This window comes from Vibrio nereis NBRC 15637, assembly GCF_001591105.1.
GTDB lineage: Bacteria > Pseudomonadota > Gammaproteobacteria > Enterobacterales > Vibrionaceae > Vibrio > Vibrio nereis.
Genome location: NZ_BCUD01000001.1, coordinates 144,611 through 157,862, shown reverse-complemented (window position 1 = coordinate 157,862; position 13,252 = coordinate 144,611). Strand labels below are relative to the sequence as shown.

Here is a 13,252-nt window from a genome sequence, read left to right as displayed (position 1 = left end):
GTTATTATGGTCTGACCACAATAAAAGTCTTTGTTATAAAAATCAAACAACCGTTTACATTTATGTAACACCGATCAATCTTACGGTTGTGCGCTTATACTTGTTTAAGTAGGATGTAACTTTTCTGAATTTATAAGGTCTTACAACGGTTAAGCCTTAAACTGCGACGCGCGCAGCGGAGATTAAATGAAAACACTATTTAAGTTTATAGGGATGTTCTTTAAAGGGATCTGGAAACTGATCACCTTTACCCGACTCGCCCTAGCAAACCTTCTTTTTTTAGTAACTATCGCGGTTATTTATTTTGTTTACTTTCATGCGGCTCCGACTGCGCCACAAGTACCCAAAGCATCCGCTCTGATCCTGAACTTATCTGGGCCTTTGGTCGAACAGCCACGTTACGTGAACCCAATGGATTCGTTTACAGGCTCACTCTTAGGTCAAGAGTTGCCAAAAGAAAACGTCTTGTTTGATGTTGTAGAAACCATTCGCTACGCCAAAGACGATGATAAAGTCACCGGCTTAGTGCTTGCGTTACGTGACCTTCCTGAAACGAACCTAACTAAGCTGCGCTATATTGCTAAGGCACTGAATGAGTTTAAAACTTCAGGCAAGCCTGTTTACGCTGTTGGTGATTTTTATAATCAAAGCCAATACTACCTGGCAAGCTACGCAGATGACGTTTACCTAGCGCCTGATGGTGCGGTGATGCTGAAAGGCTACAGTGCCTATTCTCTTTACTACAAAACGTTCCTAGAGAAGTTCAACGTCAATACGCATGTGTTCAGAGTAGGCACTTACAAGTCAGCCATTGAACCGTTTATTCGTGATGATATGTCTCAAGAAGCGAAAGAGTCTGCTTCACGTTGGCTAGGACAACTTTGGGGCGCATATGTTGACGATATTGCATCTAACCGCCAAATAGCCCCAGAAACGCTAACACCTGACATGAAGTCATTCTTGTCACTGCTGAAAAAGAACGATGGTGATTTAGCGGCGCTGTCACTCAATATCGGCTTAGTCGATAAATTGGCAACACGTCAGCAAGTCAGAGCCGAGCTCACCGAAGTATTTGGTAGCAATGGTGAAGATAGCTACAACCATATTGATTACTACAGCTACCAGCAAACAATGATGCCTAAGTTTGATATGGCGGCGGATGACGTTGCTGTCGTGATAGCAAGCGGAGCCATCATGGACGGTTCCCACCCTGCTGGCACTGCTGGGGGTGATACGGTTGCATCCCTGCTTCGTCAAGCTCGTAACGACCATAAAGTGAAAGCGGTGGTTTTACGCGTAGACAGCCCAGGAGGCAGTGCTTTCGCATCAGAAGTGATTCGTAATGAAATTGAAGCACTTAAAGAAGCAGGCAAGCCTGTCGTCGCGTCAATGTCTAGCCTAGCGGCGTCAGGCGGTTACTGGATTTCAATGAGTGCCGATCAGATTGTGGCCCAACCAACCACGCTGACAGGTTCTATCGGCATCTTCAGTGTCATTACGACCTTTGAAAAAGGGCTCGATAAACTGGGGATCTATACAGATGGTGTCGGCACTTCACCATTCTCTGATGTAGGTTTGACCACAGGTCTTTCTGAAGGCGCATCGGAAGCATTTCAGTTGGGTATTGAACATGGCTACAAGCGTTTTACCAACCTAGTTAGCTCAAACCGCAATATTCCAATTAAGCAATTGGACAAAGTGGCGCAAGGTCGAGTTTGGACGGGCCAAGATGCACTGAACCATGGTCTGGTCGATACGATTGGTGATTTTGATGACGCAGTGAAGCTGGCCGCTAATCTGGCAGATCTAGAGAGCTACAACATCTACTGGGTTGAAGAGCCACTGTCACCTGCACAGCAGTTCATCCATGAGCTGATGAATCAGGTTAAGGTCTCATTAAATTTGGATGTCACGTCTATGCTGCCATCCTCTATGCAGCCGATTGTGAACCAAATGAGCGCAGATGCGGACCTACTACAAAACTTCAATGATCCAAAAGGTCAGTACGCGTTTTGTTTAAATTGTTTGGTTGAGTGATCTGACCTGTAGCAGCATAAATATATGCAACAGAGTTTTACTCTACTTATAGTGTGATTGAGGGCATTCCAGTGTGGGATGCCCCTTTTTATTGGCGTCGATTGCTATATAATCTCCCACCTCTGTTCCCCCTACAATGATTGGTTTCTAAGCAATGGCAAGAAAACACATTTATATCGCTTACACTGGCGGCACCATTGGTATGCAGAAGTCGAATGATCATGGCTATGTTCCAGTGGCAGGATTTATGGAAAAACAACTGGCAAGCATGCCGGAGTTCCACCGCCCAGAAATGCCAGAATTCACAATCCATGAATATGCGCCACTGATCGACTCGTCAGACATGACGCCAAAAGACTGGCAGCAAATTGCTGATGATATTCGTAACAATTACGATAAATATGATGGCTTCGTTATTCTCCACGGTACAGACACCATGGCGTATACAGCCTCTGCCCTGTCATTCATGCTAGAGAACTTAGGCAAACCCGTTATTGTGACTGGTTCGCAAATTCCTTTGGCAGAGCTACGCTCTGACGGACAAGCCAATTTGCTGAATGCTTTACACATTGCGGCCAACTACCCAATCAATGAAGTGACGTTGTTCTTCAACAACAAACTGATGCGCGGCAACCGCAGCACTAAATCTCACGCGGACGGCTTCAACGCATTCACTTCACCGAACCTTCCCCCTTTGTTGGAAGCGGGTATCAACATCCAAATCAGCAATGATGTTCAAGTGGGTGCGGAGCCTGAAGGCGAATTTAAAGTGCATGACATTACACCGCAGCCGATCGGTGTTATCACCATGTACCCTGGAATTTCACATGAAGTGATCCGCAATACACTGCTGCAACCTGTCAACGCGATGATTCTACTGACATTTGGCGTCGGCAATGCACCACAAAACCCTGAGCTATTAGGGCACCTGAGAGATGCATCAGAACGTGGCGTGATAGTGGTCAACCTGACTCAGTGCTTAGCGGGTAAAGTCAACATGGGTGGATATGCAACAGGCTGCGCCCTTGCCGAAGCAGGCGTCATCAGTGGTTACGATATGACACCAGAAGCGGCATTGGCAAAACTGCACTACTTACTCAGCCAGGACCTGTCTTACGAACAAGTCAAAGTGAAAATGCAGCAAGTACTGCGCGGTGAAATGAGTATTTAACTCTTCCGTCCAAATAACAAAAAGCCAGCAAACACCTTGCTGGCTTTTTTATACAAGCCTACTTATTAGCATAGCGTGCAAGAAAGATACGCGTGGTTTCCTCCACTAGGCTGGCTTTCTCCTTGTCTGTCAAAGCCTCTCTCAGACGGACTAACTGAGGCCAAAGCGCGCTCCCTTTAATCAAACTGTGTAATTGCTCTTTAGCAATATTGGCATCAAGTTCAATGAGCTTTCCATCATCTCTTGCGGCAATAATCCACCGATACACCGCCGTTTCTTTCTCTGAGAGCTTCTGCAGTTCCTCTTGTAAGATCCCTGGGTTACTAAACAGGTAATCAAACGCTACACGTGCTAAGTCTTGATATTGAGGAGAGGAATAAAACTCCAGCTCTTTTCGCAGTAACTTGGACAATTGAGTATCTAATGGCTCTTTGCTGTCATAGACCACTTCGGTTTCCATAATGGATCGCTGCCATAACTCTGCAAGTAAGTGCAGCACTAAAGATTCTTTGTTTTCAAAATGGTTATAGATGGTGCGCTTTGAGACATTAGCCAATTTCGCCAGTTTATCCATGCTTGTCGCCTGGACCCCTTCTTCTCTAAATGCTTCGATTGCTGCGTCTACGATGGCCTGACGCTTTAGCTCACTTCGACTCAATTTAATTTCAGTCATACAACTCAATATTCATTCACGGTGCGTTAAGCATAAATTTTACACTCTGTAGTTTACTTTTCAAAAACATTAAGTAAACTACACCGTACAGTTTACTTTTGTGACGATAAAAATATGAAATGGATTATCGCAATCGTGTTTGGGAGTTTACTCATGGCAATACCAAGTATGCAGAATGAAAATGGTAAGTTTCACAATAGCGAGACGCGTTACTCCTCTAGCCTTGGGGACACAGCCAAAATCGTGCTCGCGTTCTTAACCGCCCCCAAGGTAGATAGAACCCCTGACGATTTACTCCCCATAAAGCCTATTGCTGCCGATCAACTTTGCAGCGCCAACGAAGACTGTCTATTCCGCCTAGGGCACTCCACACTATTGATGAAAATTGATGGTCTATGGGTTCTAACCGACCCTGTACTAAGTGAACGGGCTTCTCCTGTTCAATGGGCTGGCCCAAAGCGCTTCCACCCTTCACCTATTTCAGCCGAAGACCTTCCGCTTATTGATGTCGTAGTGATCAGCCATGACCACTACGATCACCTGGACAAAAACACAATCCAAACTATTCAAGATAAAGTGGGTGTTTTTATTACTCCCCTTAAAGTCGGTAGCCATCTTCAGCGCTGGGGTGTCAGCCACGACAATATTATCGAGCTCGATTGGTGGCAAACAACCACCATAAAAGGCGTTGAATTGATCGCTACGCCTTCTCAACACTTTTCTGGTCGTAGCCTTTTTGACCGAGACACTACCCTCTGGTCGAGCTGGGTCATCATCGGCAACCAACGTCGGATCTTTTTTAGTGGCGATAGCGGATACTTCTCTGGCTTTAAAGAAATCGGTGAGCGTTACGGTCCTTTTGATTTCACTTTGATTGAAGCTGGCGCCTACAACCGTTTGTGGCAAACCATTCATATGATGCCCGAAGAGAGCGTGAAAGCTCACCTAGACTTACGCGGCAAGGTGATGATCCCCATACACAACGGCACATTCGACTTATCTATGCATGCTTGGCACGAGCCTTTATCACGAGTCTCTGATATTGCAGCAAAGCGCGATGTTCAAATACTTACCCCAATTTTTGGTGAACAAGTATTGCTAGATAACCCCGTAGCTAATAGCGGCTGGTGGCAAGCTCCCCCTGACTTTAGCCAGTTGGAAACCGCCAAATACTGAATGATCAATTGATGACTTTCTTTCAAGGAGAATACAATGAATACATGTTTAGTCACTGGCGCAAATGGCCATGTCGGGAATAACTTAGTCAGAGCATTGGTTAGGCAGGGAGATCACGTCCGTGCAGGTGTCAGGAGCACGGACAAAGCCAAATCGTTACAAGGGGTGGATTGCGATATCGTGTATTGTGACTTACTCGATAAAAACTCTTTGCTCCGAGCGCTTAACGGTGTTGATACCTTGTATCAGGTGGCTGCCGTATTTAAGCACTGGGCAGAAGATGAAGAAGCGGAAATTGTTGAGCCAAACCTCGTCGGTACCCGCAACATCCTTGAGGCCGTGAAAGAGGCTGGCGTAAAGCGCGTAGTATATGTGAGCTCTATCGCCGCATTGGAGCAAACCAAACGCAATGCCTCTGACGAGATCATCGTTGAAGGCTACAATGTATCAGATCAAATCAATCCATACTGCCGCGCCAAAACCTTAGCAGAGCAAGAAGCGTGGAAAGTGGCACAAGAATTGGAGCTCAATATGGTCTCGGTACTTCCATCAACAATTTTAGGTGGGGAGTACCAACCAAGCACTGAATCTTTGGACGCTTTTTCCGCCATCGTAAACGGGAAAATGCCTTTTCTTTACGAATTATACTTAAGTCCGATCGACGTCAATGACGTAGTAAAAGGTATGATCAATGCAGCGCGATATGGCGTCAAAGGAAAGCGCTACGTATTAGCGAACACAGAAACCGTAACCACAGACAAAATCATTGAGATTGCACGCGAAGTGAACCCTGATTTGATTGCGCCGAAGCTCCTGAATGAAGAAGAGATTTATGCTTTGGTCGACCAAGCAGAAGCGGAAGCACTGAAAACGAACACCCGTCCAAGAATCATCCGAAGTAATGTAAAGCGCACACTCAAGCACAAGTTTATCTTTGAGCTACAAGACTCTATCGAGCATCTCGGGCATAACCCGAAACCCGCAGAGCAAGTGGTAAGAGAAACGATGCAAGCACTCTATCAAGCGTCGTAACCCATTAGGCTAGCGTCTTTACCCCCTTAAGACCTAGACTAAAAAGGCGACTCCTAAGAGTCGCCTTTACTTTAGCTAATCGTGTATAAAAACCAATCTTGCGATTAACCGATGTGCGTTACGCCACCCATGTATTTCTGTAATGCAGTTGGGATAGCGATACGGCCGTCAGCTTCTTGGTTGTTTTCAAGAATCGCAACCATTGTACGACCTACCGCCAAACCAGAACCGTTTAGAGTGTGAACAAGCTCAGGTTTCTTCTCGCCTTTACGACGGAAACGCGCTTGCATACGACGAGCTTGGAAATCCCACATGTTTGAGCAAGATGAGATCTCACGGTACGTTTCTTGTGCTGGAACCCAAACTTCAAGGTCGTAAGTTTTACGAGCACCGAAGCCCATGTCACCCGTACATAGAACCACTTTACGGTAAGGAAGCTCTAGCAATTGTAGAACTTTCTCAGCATGACCTGTCAGCTCTTCAAGCGCATCCATTGATTCTTCTGGCTTGGTGATTTGTACAAGCTCAACTTTGTCGAACTGGTGCATACGGATCAGACCACGAGTATCACGACCATAAGAACCGGCTTCAGAGCGGAAACATGGTGTATGCGCCGTCATCTTAAGCGGTAGATCGGCTTCGTCAGAGATCGTGTCACGTACCATGTTCGTTACTGGCACTTCTGCCGTAGGGATAAGCGATAGTCTACGTGGCTCTTCGTCATTCACTTTTTCTTCTAGTGGTTCTGTGTGGAACAGGTCTTTACCAAACTTAGGTAGCTGACCAGTACCAAACAAGCTGTCAGAGTTCACTAGGTAAGGCACGTACATTTCTGTGTAGCCGTGCTCTTCAGTGTGAAGATCTAGCATGAACTGTGCAATTGCACGGTGTAGACGAGCAAATTGACCTTTCATGACGATGAAACGAGCACCTGAAATTTTCGTCGCGCTAGCAAAGTCTAGACCATCGCCCATTTCACCTAGATCAACGTGATCTTTAAGCTCAAAGTCGTAAGTTTTAGGCTCGCCCCAACGAGAGATTTCAACGTTGTCTTCTTCATCTTTACCGTCTGGCACATCATCAGCAGGCAGGTTTGGAACAGATAGAGTGATCTCTTCAAGTTGAGACATTACTGCGTCAAGTTCAACTTTTTTCGCGTCTAGATCGCTACCAAGTGTACCGATTTGCTTCTTGATCTCTTCTGCACCTTCTTTGTCACCAGCCGCCATTTTTTGGCCGATTTGCTTGGAGATGGAGTTACGCGTGGATTGTAAATTCTCAACTTCTACTTGAATGGACTTACGTTGTTCTTCAAGGTTACGGATTGTCTCGACGTCTAGCGTGAAGCCACGACGTGCCAGTTTTGCAGCTGTTTCATCCAGCTCTGTACGAAGTAATTTAGAATCCAGCATTGTTAATCCTATGCTTTTTAGTTGTGAAGTGGCGTATAAGCATCATGCTCATACGCTAAAAAAATTTACCAAATAAATGTATCCAAAAAAGGCGCTTATTCATAGCGCTTTTGTGGGCTTTTTGCATCCAAACTAGCCAAGTAATCTAACTTTTCGCCAATTTTCGTTTCTAAACCACGATTAGTCGGATAATAGTAGCGCGTATCGCTCATTTCTGGCGGGAGATACTGCTCACCCGCCGCGTATGCGCCGGGCTCATCATGCGCGTAACGATACTCAGCACCGTAGCCCAAATCTTTCATCAAGTTGGTTGGTGCATTTCGCAAATGCGGTGGTACTTCATACTCTGGATGATTATGAGCATCGCTTAGTGCTTGTTTCCAAGCGGTATATACCGCATTACTTTTCGGCGCACAGGCTAAATAGACAATCGCTTGGGCAATGGCGCGTTCACCTTCTGCAGGGCCGACACGTGTAAAACAATCCCATGCCGATAACGCCACTTGCATCGCTCGTGGGTCCGCATTGCCTACATCCTCAGATGCTATCGCAAGTAATCGGCGAGCGATGTAGAGCGGGTCACAGCCTGCGGCAATCATACGCGCCGACCAATACAAAGCAGCATCAGGGTTTGAGCCACGAATGGATTTATGCACCGCTGAGATTAAGTCGTACCAAATATCACCTTTGTTATCGAAACGGGATACTTTCTCACCAGCCACTTCGGCTAGGAGCTGCAGCGTGATGCGTTTGGCGCCCTGATCATTTTCCTGAGCCATATCGTACAGAAGTTCTAGGTAGTTCAGCGACATACGCGCATCACCATTCACCAACTCTGACAACCTATCGAGGACATTGTCGACAAACTCGGCCTTCACCTGACCTAAGCCACGCTCGGTATCATTAATCGCTTGGTCTAAGGCTTGACTGATGTCTTCTTTGGCTAAAGAAGTCAGTTTGTACACACGCGCACGAGAAAGCAGTGCGTTGTTTAATTCAAAAGAAGGGTTTTCTGTCGTCGCGCCAATGAATGTCACGGTGCCATCTTCAATGTGCGGTAAAAACGCATCTTGCTGGGATTTATTGAATCGGTGCACCTCATCCACAAATAAGATAGTGCGTCGCCCAGCCATTTTGTTTTCACGCGCTTTCTCTATCGCAGCGCGGATCTCTTTCACGCCAGAGGTCACGGCTGAGACTCGCTCTACCTCTGCATTCGCGTAGTTCGCGGCCACTTCTGCCAGGGTAGTTTTACCTGTGCCCGGCGGTCCCCACAAGATCATTGAGTGAATGTGGCCCGCTTCTAATGCTCTGCGCAGTGGCTTACCTTGGCCAAGTATGTGTTGCTGCCCAATGTATTGCTCCAAATTTTGTGGACGCATTCTAGCAGCAAGGGGACGAAAATCTTCGTCCCCTGAAAAGTCTAACGAGTAGTTACTCACTGTTAATTCCTTTGGTCGTCTACCTCAACACCGTTTGGAATAGTAAAGGTAAAACGATCTGCTTTCGGCTTGGTTAGGTCAATATTATTGAACTTGAACGTGCTGTTTTGGCCATCTTGCTCGATGACACTAAACCCTTTCACCGCCCCTTTTTTATCAATCTCGAGCTCAAACTTACCTTGGTTTGAGTCGACTGCCGTTGGTATCAGTGTAAATACATCGCCTTGTTGAGAGACACGATAGTTTTCCCAATCACTGGCACGGTTACGGGTCAATAAGATAAACGGGGTTTGTTCTGTCGCTTGCTCTTGCCAGTAAATACTGACTTGCTCAATAAACGGGCTGTAGTACCACAGCGTTTTGCCATCTGAAACCAGTACATTCTCATCCGGTGTCGTGGTTGTCCAACGGAACAAGCTTGGGCGAGAAATTTCGACCTCCCCTTCTCCTTCCATCACAACATCGCCTTCTGGGCTTATCACCTGCTGAGAAAAGTCTGCACTGAAGCCTTCTGTTTGTTGTAGGCGTTGGTTCAGTTCATCTTTAGGTGCGGCAAAAACTGAACAACTCATCAATAGCAACGCGGCTAGTTTTTTCATTATTTGTATCCTTTTTAGACGCAGATAACGCGTTTATAGCTTCTATTACGGATAAGTTTGACCGAGAAAAGTTAACTTTGTTCTATTTCCCGCAGCATTGCTTGAATTTTTTACCGCTGCTGCATGGGCACTCATCGTTGCGACCAATGTCTTTAAAAGGGTTAACGCTTTGCGATTTCGCACCGACCATCACTTCATCAGCCGCGTGAGCCACCTCTGCAATCATAAGATCAAGCTGGTCAACAAAATCCGTCAGCGATGGTGGTATTTCAATACCAGATGCTTTCATTTGTGCTTGAGTTTGCTCTTCGTCAATCGCCAGCATAAATGAGGTCAGCATAGCTTGCATCATACGCACAGTGCCATCACCGATTTGCACATCTTGCCACTGCTCTTCAACCGTTGGCCACAATGTCATAAAGCCTTCCGCGACATCAGCAAGTTGTTCACGTTTCTCTTGTGAGTCAAGCAGCTCAGTCAGTGAGTACTCATTTCTCTTTAACACGTGGTATTGATGAGTAATGTGCTCTTCCACCAATTTTCTTACGTCATTAGCATGCTCTGCAAACACATTGGCCAGCCAGCTTTCCGGCGCAAGCGGCTTGGTTGTCATGTTGGCTGCTAATGTTAAACCTTCCAGAAAATATGGTGACTCTTGGCAGTATGACTCAGGCAGTGTCAGTAGTTGATACTTCATTATTTACTTCTAGTGATTCACGGATAACGGCGCATTATAACCTTATGTAAGCCCTCGGGCCACTGGCTGGCTTATCGAGAGATAAAGAAAAGATTTGCGCTCAGATCTTCGCTACTCAGTGACTTTTGCTTGCGTTACCTCTAAAATCACGCCTCCGTGAATAAAGGCGTTTATTATATGCGAGTAGTTCTTGGCCCGATGGAGGGCGTATTAGACCATTTGATGCGTGAGATCTTAACCGATATCAATGACTATGATTTGTGTGTCACTGAGTTTGTTCGGGTCGTCGATCAGTTGCTGCCTGATCACGTATTTCACCGTCTATGCCCAGAACTGCTTCAAGGATCCCAAACCAAATCTGGCGTCCCTGTTCATATCCAGCTGTTAGGGCAAGACCCACACTGGATGGCAGAAAATGCGATAAAAGCAGCTGAACTGGGAGCAAAAGGTATTGATCTGAACTTTGGCTGCCCGGCTAAGCTTGTGAATAAGAGCAAAGGTGGCGCGGCACTGCTACAGCATCCAGAGCTTATTCATCGTGTCGTTAAAGCCTGTCGTGACGCCGTTCCGAGTAATATTCCCGTGACCGCGAAAATCCGCCTTGGTTGGGAAAACCCTGAAGATTGCTTCGAAATTGTTGATGCCGTGGAGCAAGCCGGTGCTAATGAGCTGACGGTTCATGCGCGCACCAAAACCGGTGGATACAAAGCCAGTGAGATCAAGTGGGACTATATTGGCCAAATTCGCCAACGCTTTTCCATTCCATTGATTGCCAATGGTGAAATTTGGAACTACGAAGATGGGCAAGCTTGTATCGACACCACCGGGGTGGATTCATTGATGGTGTGCCGCGGTGCGTTTAACGTTCCCAACCTAGGCAATGTGGTAAAGCATAACCATACTGCGATGCCTTGGCCGGAAGTTGTGAAGCTCTTGCTGGTTTACTCTCAATACGAAATGAAAGGCGATAAAGGCCTTTACTATCCAAACCGCGTTAAGCAGTGGTTCTCTTACTTACGCCAAGAGTACCCTGAAGCGGCGGCCCTGTTCCGTGATATTCGAACCTTCAATAAAGCAGAGCCGATTGTTGAACATATTACCGAGTATCAAAAGCAATTGGCCGCAGCGTAAAGCGAGTTTCACTTTGTCCGCTTCGATATAAAACAAGCCCATCATTGAAATGATGGGCTTGTTGCTTTTAATTAGGACAATATTCCTTTAGTTAAGCAGAAGGCTATCATCGGCCAGCTCTTCCCCTCTGACTTTCGAGAACATCTCCAGTAGATCCGGCACTTGCATATTTGCTCGCTGGTCCCCCGCTACATCCAAAACAATCTCGCCTTGGTGGAGCATCACGGTTCTGTCACCACATGCGAGCGCGTCTTTCATCGAGTGCGTCACCATCATTACCGTCAGGTTAAACTCTTTCACGATCGTGTTGGTTAAGTCGATAATAAAAGCCGCCATGCGAGGATCCAGCGCAGCCGTGTGTTCATCCAACAAGAGAAGCTTACTGTCTGAGAGCGTTGCCATGACAAGACTCACCGCTTGGCGTTGCCCACCAGACAACAAACCGATACTGTCTCCTAGCCTATCTTCAAGCCCAAGACCAAGAATACTGATCCGTTCTTGAAAGAGCTTTCTGCGTTGGGCCGATAATGACAAACTCCAGCCACGTCTTTTACCACGCATGTAAGCGAGCGCCATATTCTCTTCGATGGTTAGTTCACCACAAGTACCCGCTAAAGGATCTTGGAAAACTCGTGCACATTGCTTGGCTCGCTGATCGACACTTTGCCGTGTCACATCCTGCTCATCAATGATCACCTTGCCACCGACCATGGGCGTTTCACCCGTCACGGCACCAAGCAGTGTCGACTTCCCCGCACCATTGGAACCGATTACCGTTAAAAATTGATGCTCAGGGACTTCAAGCGAGACGCCTCTAAGCGCTTTATTTTCAAGAATGGTGCCCGGATTAAAAGTAACTTGAATATTTTCCAGCCGAATCATGCAACATCTCCTGATTTCTTACTTCCCTCTACTGCCTGTTGTTCTTTAACAGGAGTATTAGCCTTTTTTGCTTTCAAGTTACCTTTGATTTTTGGTGCGATCAGAGCAAATGCAACCAGAACGGCTGTCACTAGGTTCAAATCAGACGCTTGCAAACCAAACATGCCTGAGCTTAAAGCAAACGCAACGGCAAGCCTGTAAAGCACAGAGCCGAGAACGACCGCGAGCACAGCAACCCAAATCTTGCGTCCTGGAATCAACGTTTGACCTAAGATCACCGCCGCTAAGCCCACAACGATCGTCCCAACCCCAGAGGTTACATCAGCAAAACTGTTTGTTTGTGCAAACAACGCCCCGGAAAACCCAACAAAACCGTTAGAAAGTGCTAAGCCAAAATAAGTATAAAAAGCTGTACTTGCACCTTGTGCTTTAACCATCCGCGCATTGACACCCGTTGCTCTCAGGCCTAGGCCGAAATCACTGTTGAGTAGACGCACGACAAACCAAGCAGAGATCAATACTAAAAGTCCCACGACGAGGGGACGTATTAGCATTGGGTCACCCATGGTTTCAAAGGGTGTCAGAATGGTTTCTTCACCCAGCAGCGCGACGTTAGGGCGTCCCATGATGCGAATATTGATCGAAAATGCCGCGATCATGGTTAAGATAGATGCAAGCAAATGGAGAATACCGCAGCGAACGGCAAGAAATGCGGTCACCCAACCAGTCATAGCACCGGCAATAATGGCCATGCCTGTCGCGACCCAAGGGTTGATACCCGCAACAATGGCGGTTGCCGCCACCGCAGCGCCCATTGGAAAACTGCCATCAACACTTAAATCAGGAAAGTCGAGAACGCGAAAAGTCAGGTAGACACCCAGAGCAACCAAGCCGTATAACAACCCAATTTCCAGTGCCCCAAAAAATGCAAAAGCAGACATACAAACTCCCTTTTCTGCTAGAGGACAGGAGAACACAGACCTGTGCTCTCCTGATTTAG

At 46.7% G+C, this 13,252-nt stretch carries 12 protein-coding genes; 5 read left to right on the top strand and 7 right to left on the bottom strand.

The window, feature by feature from the left end; all coding sequences use genetic code 11:
• Positions 1 to 186 precede the first annotated feature (186 nt).
• Together sppA and ansA are read left to right on the top strand one after the other, a co-directional pair.
• The gene (gene sppA / locus VNE01S_RS00725; RefSeq protein WP_053395757.1) at positions 187 to 2,037 is read left to right on the top strand and encodes a signal peptide peptidase SppA; all 1,851 of its coding nucleotides are present in this window, start codon (positions 187 to 189) and stop codon (positions 2,035 to 2,037) included.
• Between the two features lie 154 nt (positions 2,038 to 2,191).
• Positions 2,192 to 3,208 (top strand): asparaginase, encoded by a 1,017-nt coding sequence (ansA, locus tag VNE01S_RS00720; RefSeq protein WP_053395758.1) that lies wholly within the window; start codon positions 2,192 to 2,194, stop codon positions 3,206 to 3,208.
• 58 nt (positions 3,209 to 3,266) lie between these two features.
• Here ansA and VNE01S_RS00715 read toward each other — a convergent pair whose 3' ends face one another.
• Complete coding sequence (locus VNE01S_RS00715) at positions 3,267 to 3,881, bottom strand: TetR/AcrR family transcriptional regulator (RefSeq protein WP_053395759.1); 615 nt, start codon at positions 3,879 to 3,881, stop codon at positions 3,267 to 3,269.
• A gap of 153 nt (positions 3,882 to 4,034) precedes the next feature.
• Here VNE01S_RS00715 and VNE01S_RS00710 point away from each other — a divergent pair, with 153 nt between their 5' ends.
• Positions 4,035 to 5,057 carry an MBL fold metallo-hydrolase gene (locus VNE01S_RS00710; RefSeq protein WP_053395760.1) on the top strand — a complete coding sequence of 341 codons (1,023 nt, stop codon included), beginning with the start codon at positions 4,035 to 4,037 and terminating at the stop codon, positions 5,055 to 5,057.
• 36 nt (positions 5,058 to 5,093) lie between these two features.
• Positions 5,094 to 6,089 (top strand): NAD-dependent epimerase/dehydratase family protein, encoded by a 996-nt coding sequence (locus VNE01S_RS00705; RefSeq protein ID WP_053395761.1) that lies wholly within the window; start codon positions 5,094 to 5,096, stop codon positions 6,087 to 6,089.
• Between the two features lie 104 nt (positions 6,090 to 6,193).
• On the opposite strand, the gene serS is transcribed toward VNE01S_RS00705, so the two are convergent.
• The 4 genes from serS to VNE01S_RS00685 all read right to left on the bottom strand — a co-directional run bounded on the left by serS (position 6,194) and on the right by VNE01S_RS00685 (position 10,239).
• Entirely contained in the window at positions 6,194 to 7,501 is a 1,308-nt protein-coding gene (gene serS, locus VNE01S_RS00700) for a serine--tRNA ligase (RefSeq protein ID WP_053395762.1), read from the bottom strand.
• 95 nt (positions 7,502 to 7,596) lie between these two features.
• Positions 7,597 to 8,943 (bottom strand): replication-associated recombination protein A, encoded by a 1,347-nt coding sequence (locus VNE01S_RS00695; RefSeq protein WP_053395763.1) that lies wholly within the window; start codon positions 8,941 to 8,943, stop codon positions 7,597 to 7,599.
• 2 nt (positions 8,944 to 8,945) lie between these two features.
• Entirely contained in the window at positions 8,946 to 9,542 is a 597-nt protein-coding gene (gene lolA / locus VNE01S_RS00690) for an outer membrane lipoprotein periplasmic chaperone LolA (RefSeq protein ID WP_053395764.1), read from the bottom strand.
• An 82-nt stretch (positions 9,543 to 9,624) separates the two neighbouring features.
• Positions 9,625 to 10,239, bottom strand: a complete 615-nt coding sequence (locus VNE01S_RS00685) for an SEC-C metal-binding domain-containing protein (RefSeq protein ID WP_053395765.1) — start codon at positions 10,237 to 10,239, stop codon at positions 9,625 to 9,627.
• A 177-nt stretch (positions 10,240 to 10,416) separates the two neighbouring features.
• Here VNE01S_RS00685 and dusC point away from each other — a divergent pair, with 177 nt between their 5' ends.
• Complete coding sequence (gene dusC, locus VNE01S_RS00680; protein WP_053395766.1) at positions 10,417 to 11,370, top strand: tRNA dihydrouridine(16) synthase DusC; 954 nt, start codon at positions 10,417 to 10,419, stop codon at positions 11,368 to 11,370.
• Between the two features lie 87 nt (positions 11,371 to 11,457).
• On the opposite strand, the gene VNE01S_RS00675 is transcribed toward dusC, so the two are convergent.
• Positions 11,458 to 12,252 (bottom strand): ABC transporter ATP-binding protein, encoded by a 795-nt coding sequence (locus VNE01S_RS00675; protein ID WP_053395767.1) that lies wholly within the window; start codon positions 12,250 to 12,252, stop codon positions 11,458 to 11,460.
• A complete protein-coding gene (locus VNE01S_RS00670) occupies positions 12,249 to 13,193 on the bottom strand; it encodes an ABC transporter permease (RefSeq protein ID WP_053395768.1) in 945 nt (314 codons plus the stop codon). Before VNE01S_RS00670 ends, VNE01S_RS00675 begins: the two co-directional genes overlap by 4 nt.
• Between the last annotated feature and the right edge of the window lie 59 nt (positions 13,194 to 13,252).

Coding starts and splice junctions, on each gene's coding strand:
- sppA (WP_053395757.1), top strand. CDS start 187: ATGAAAACACTATTTAAGTTTATAGGGATGTTCTTTAAAGGGATCTGG.
- ansA (WP_053395758.1), top strand. CDS start 2,192: ATGGCAAGAAAACACATTTATATCGCTTACACTGGCGGCACCATTGGT.
- VNE01S_RS00715 (WP_053395759.1), bottom strand. CDS start 3,881: ATGACTGAAATTAAATTGAGTCGAAGTGAGCTAAAGCGTCAGGCCATC.
- VNE01S_RS00710 (WP_053395760.1), top strand. CDS start 4,035: ATGGCAATACCAAGTATGCAGAATGAAAATGGTAAGTTTCACAATAGC.
- VNE01S_RS00705 (WP_053395761.1), top strand. CDS start 5,094: ATGAATACATGTTTAGTCACTGGCGCAAATGGCCATGTCGGGAATAAC.
- serS (WP_053395762.1), bottom strand. CDS start 7,501: ATGCTGGATTCTAAATTACTTCGTACAGAGCTGGATGAAACAGCTGCA.
- lolA (WP_053395764.1), bottom strand. CDS start 9,542: ATGAAAAAACTAGCCGCGTTGCTATTGATGAGTTGTTCAGTTTTTGCC.
- VNE01S_RS00685 (WP_053395765.1), bottom strand. CDS start 10,239: ATGAAGTATCAACTACTGACACTGCCTGAGTCATACTGCCAAGAGTCA.
- dusC (WP_053395766.1), top strand. CDS start 10,417: ATGCGAGTAGTTCTTGGCCCGATGGAGGGCGTATTAGACCATTTGATG.
- VNE01S_RS00675 (WP_053395767.1), bottom strand. CDS start 12,252: ATGATTCGGCTGGAAAATATTCAAGTTACTTTTAATCCGGGCACCATT.
- VNE01S_RS00670 (WP_053395768.1), bottom strand. CDS start 13,193: ATGTCTGCTTTTGCATTTTTTGGGGCACTGGAAATTGGGTTGTTATAC.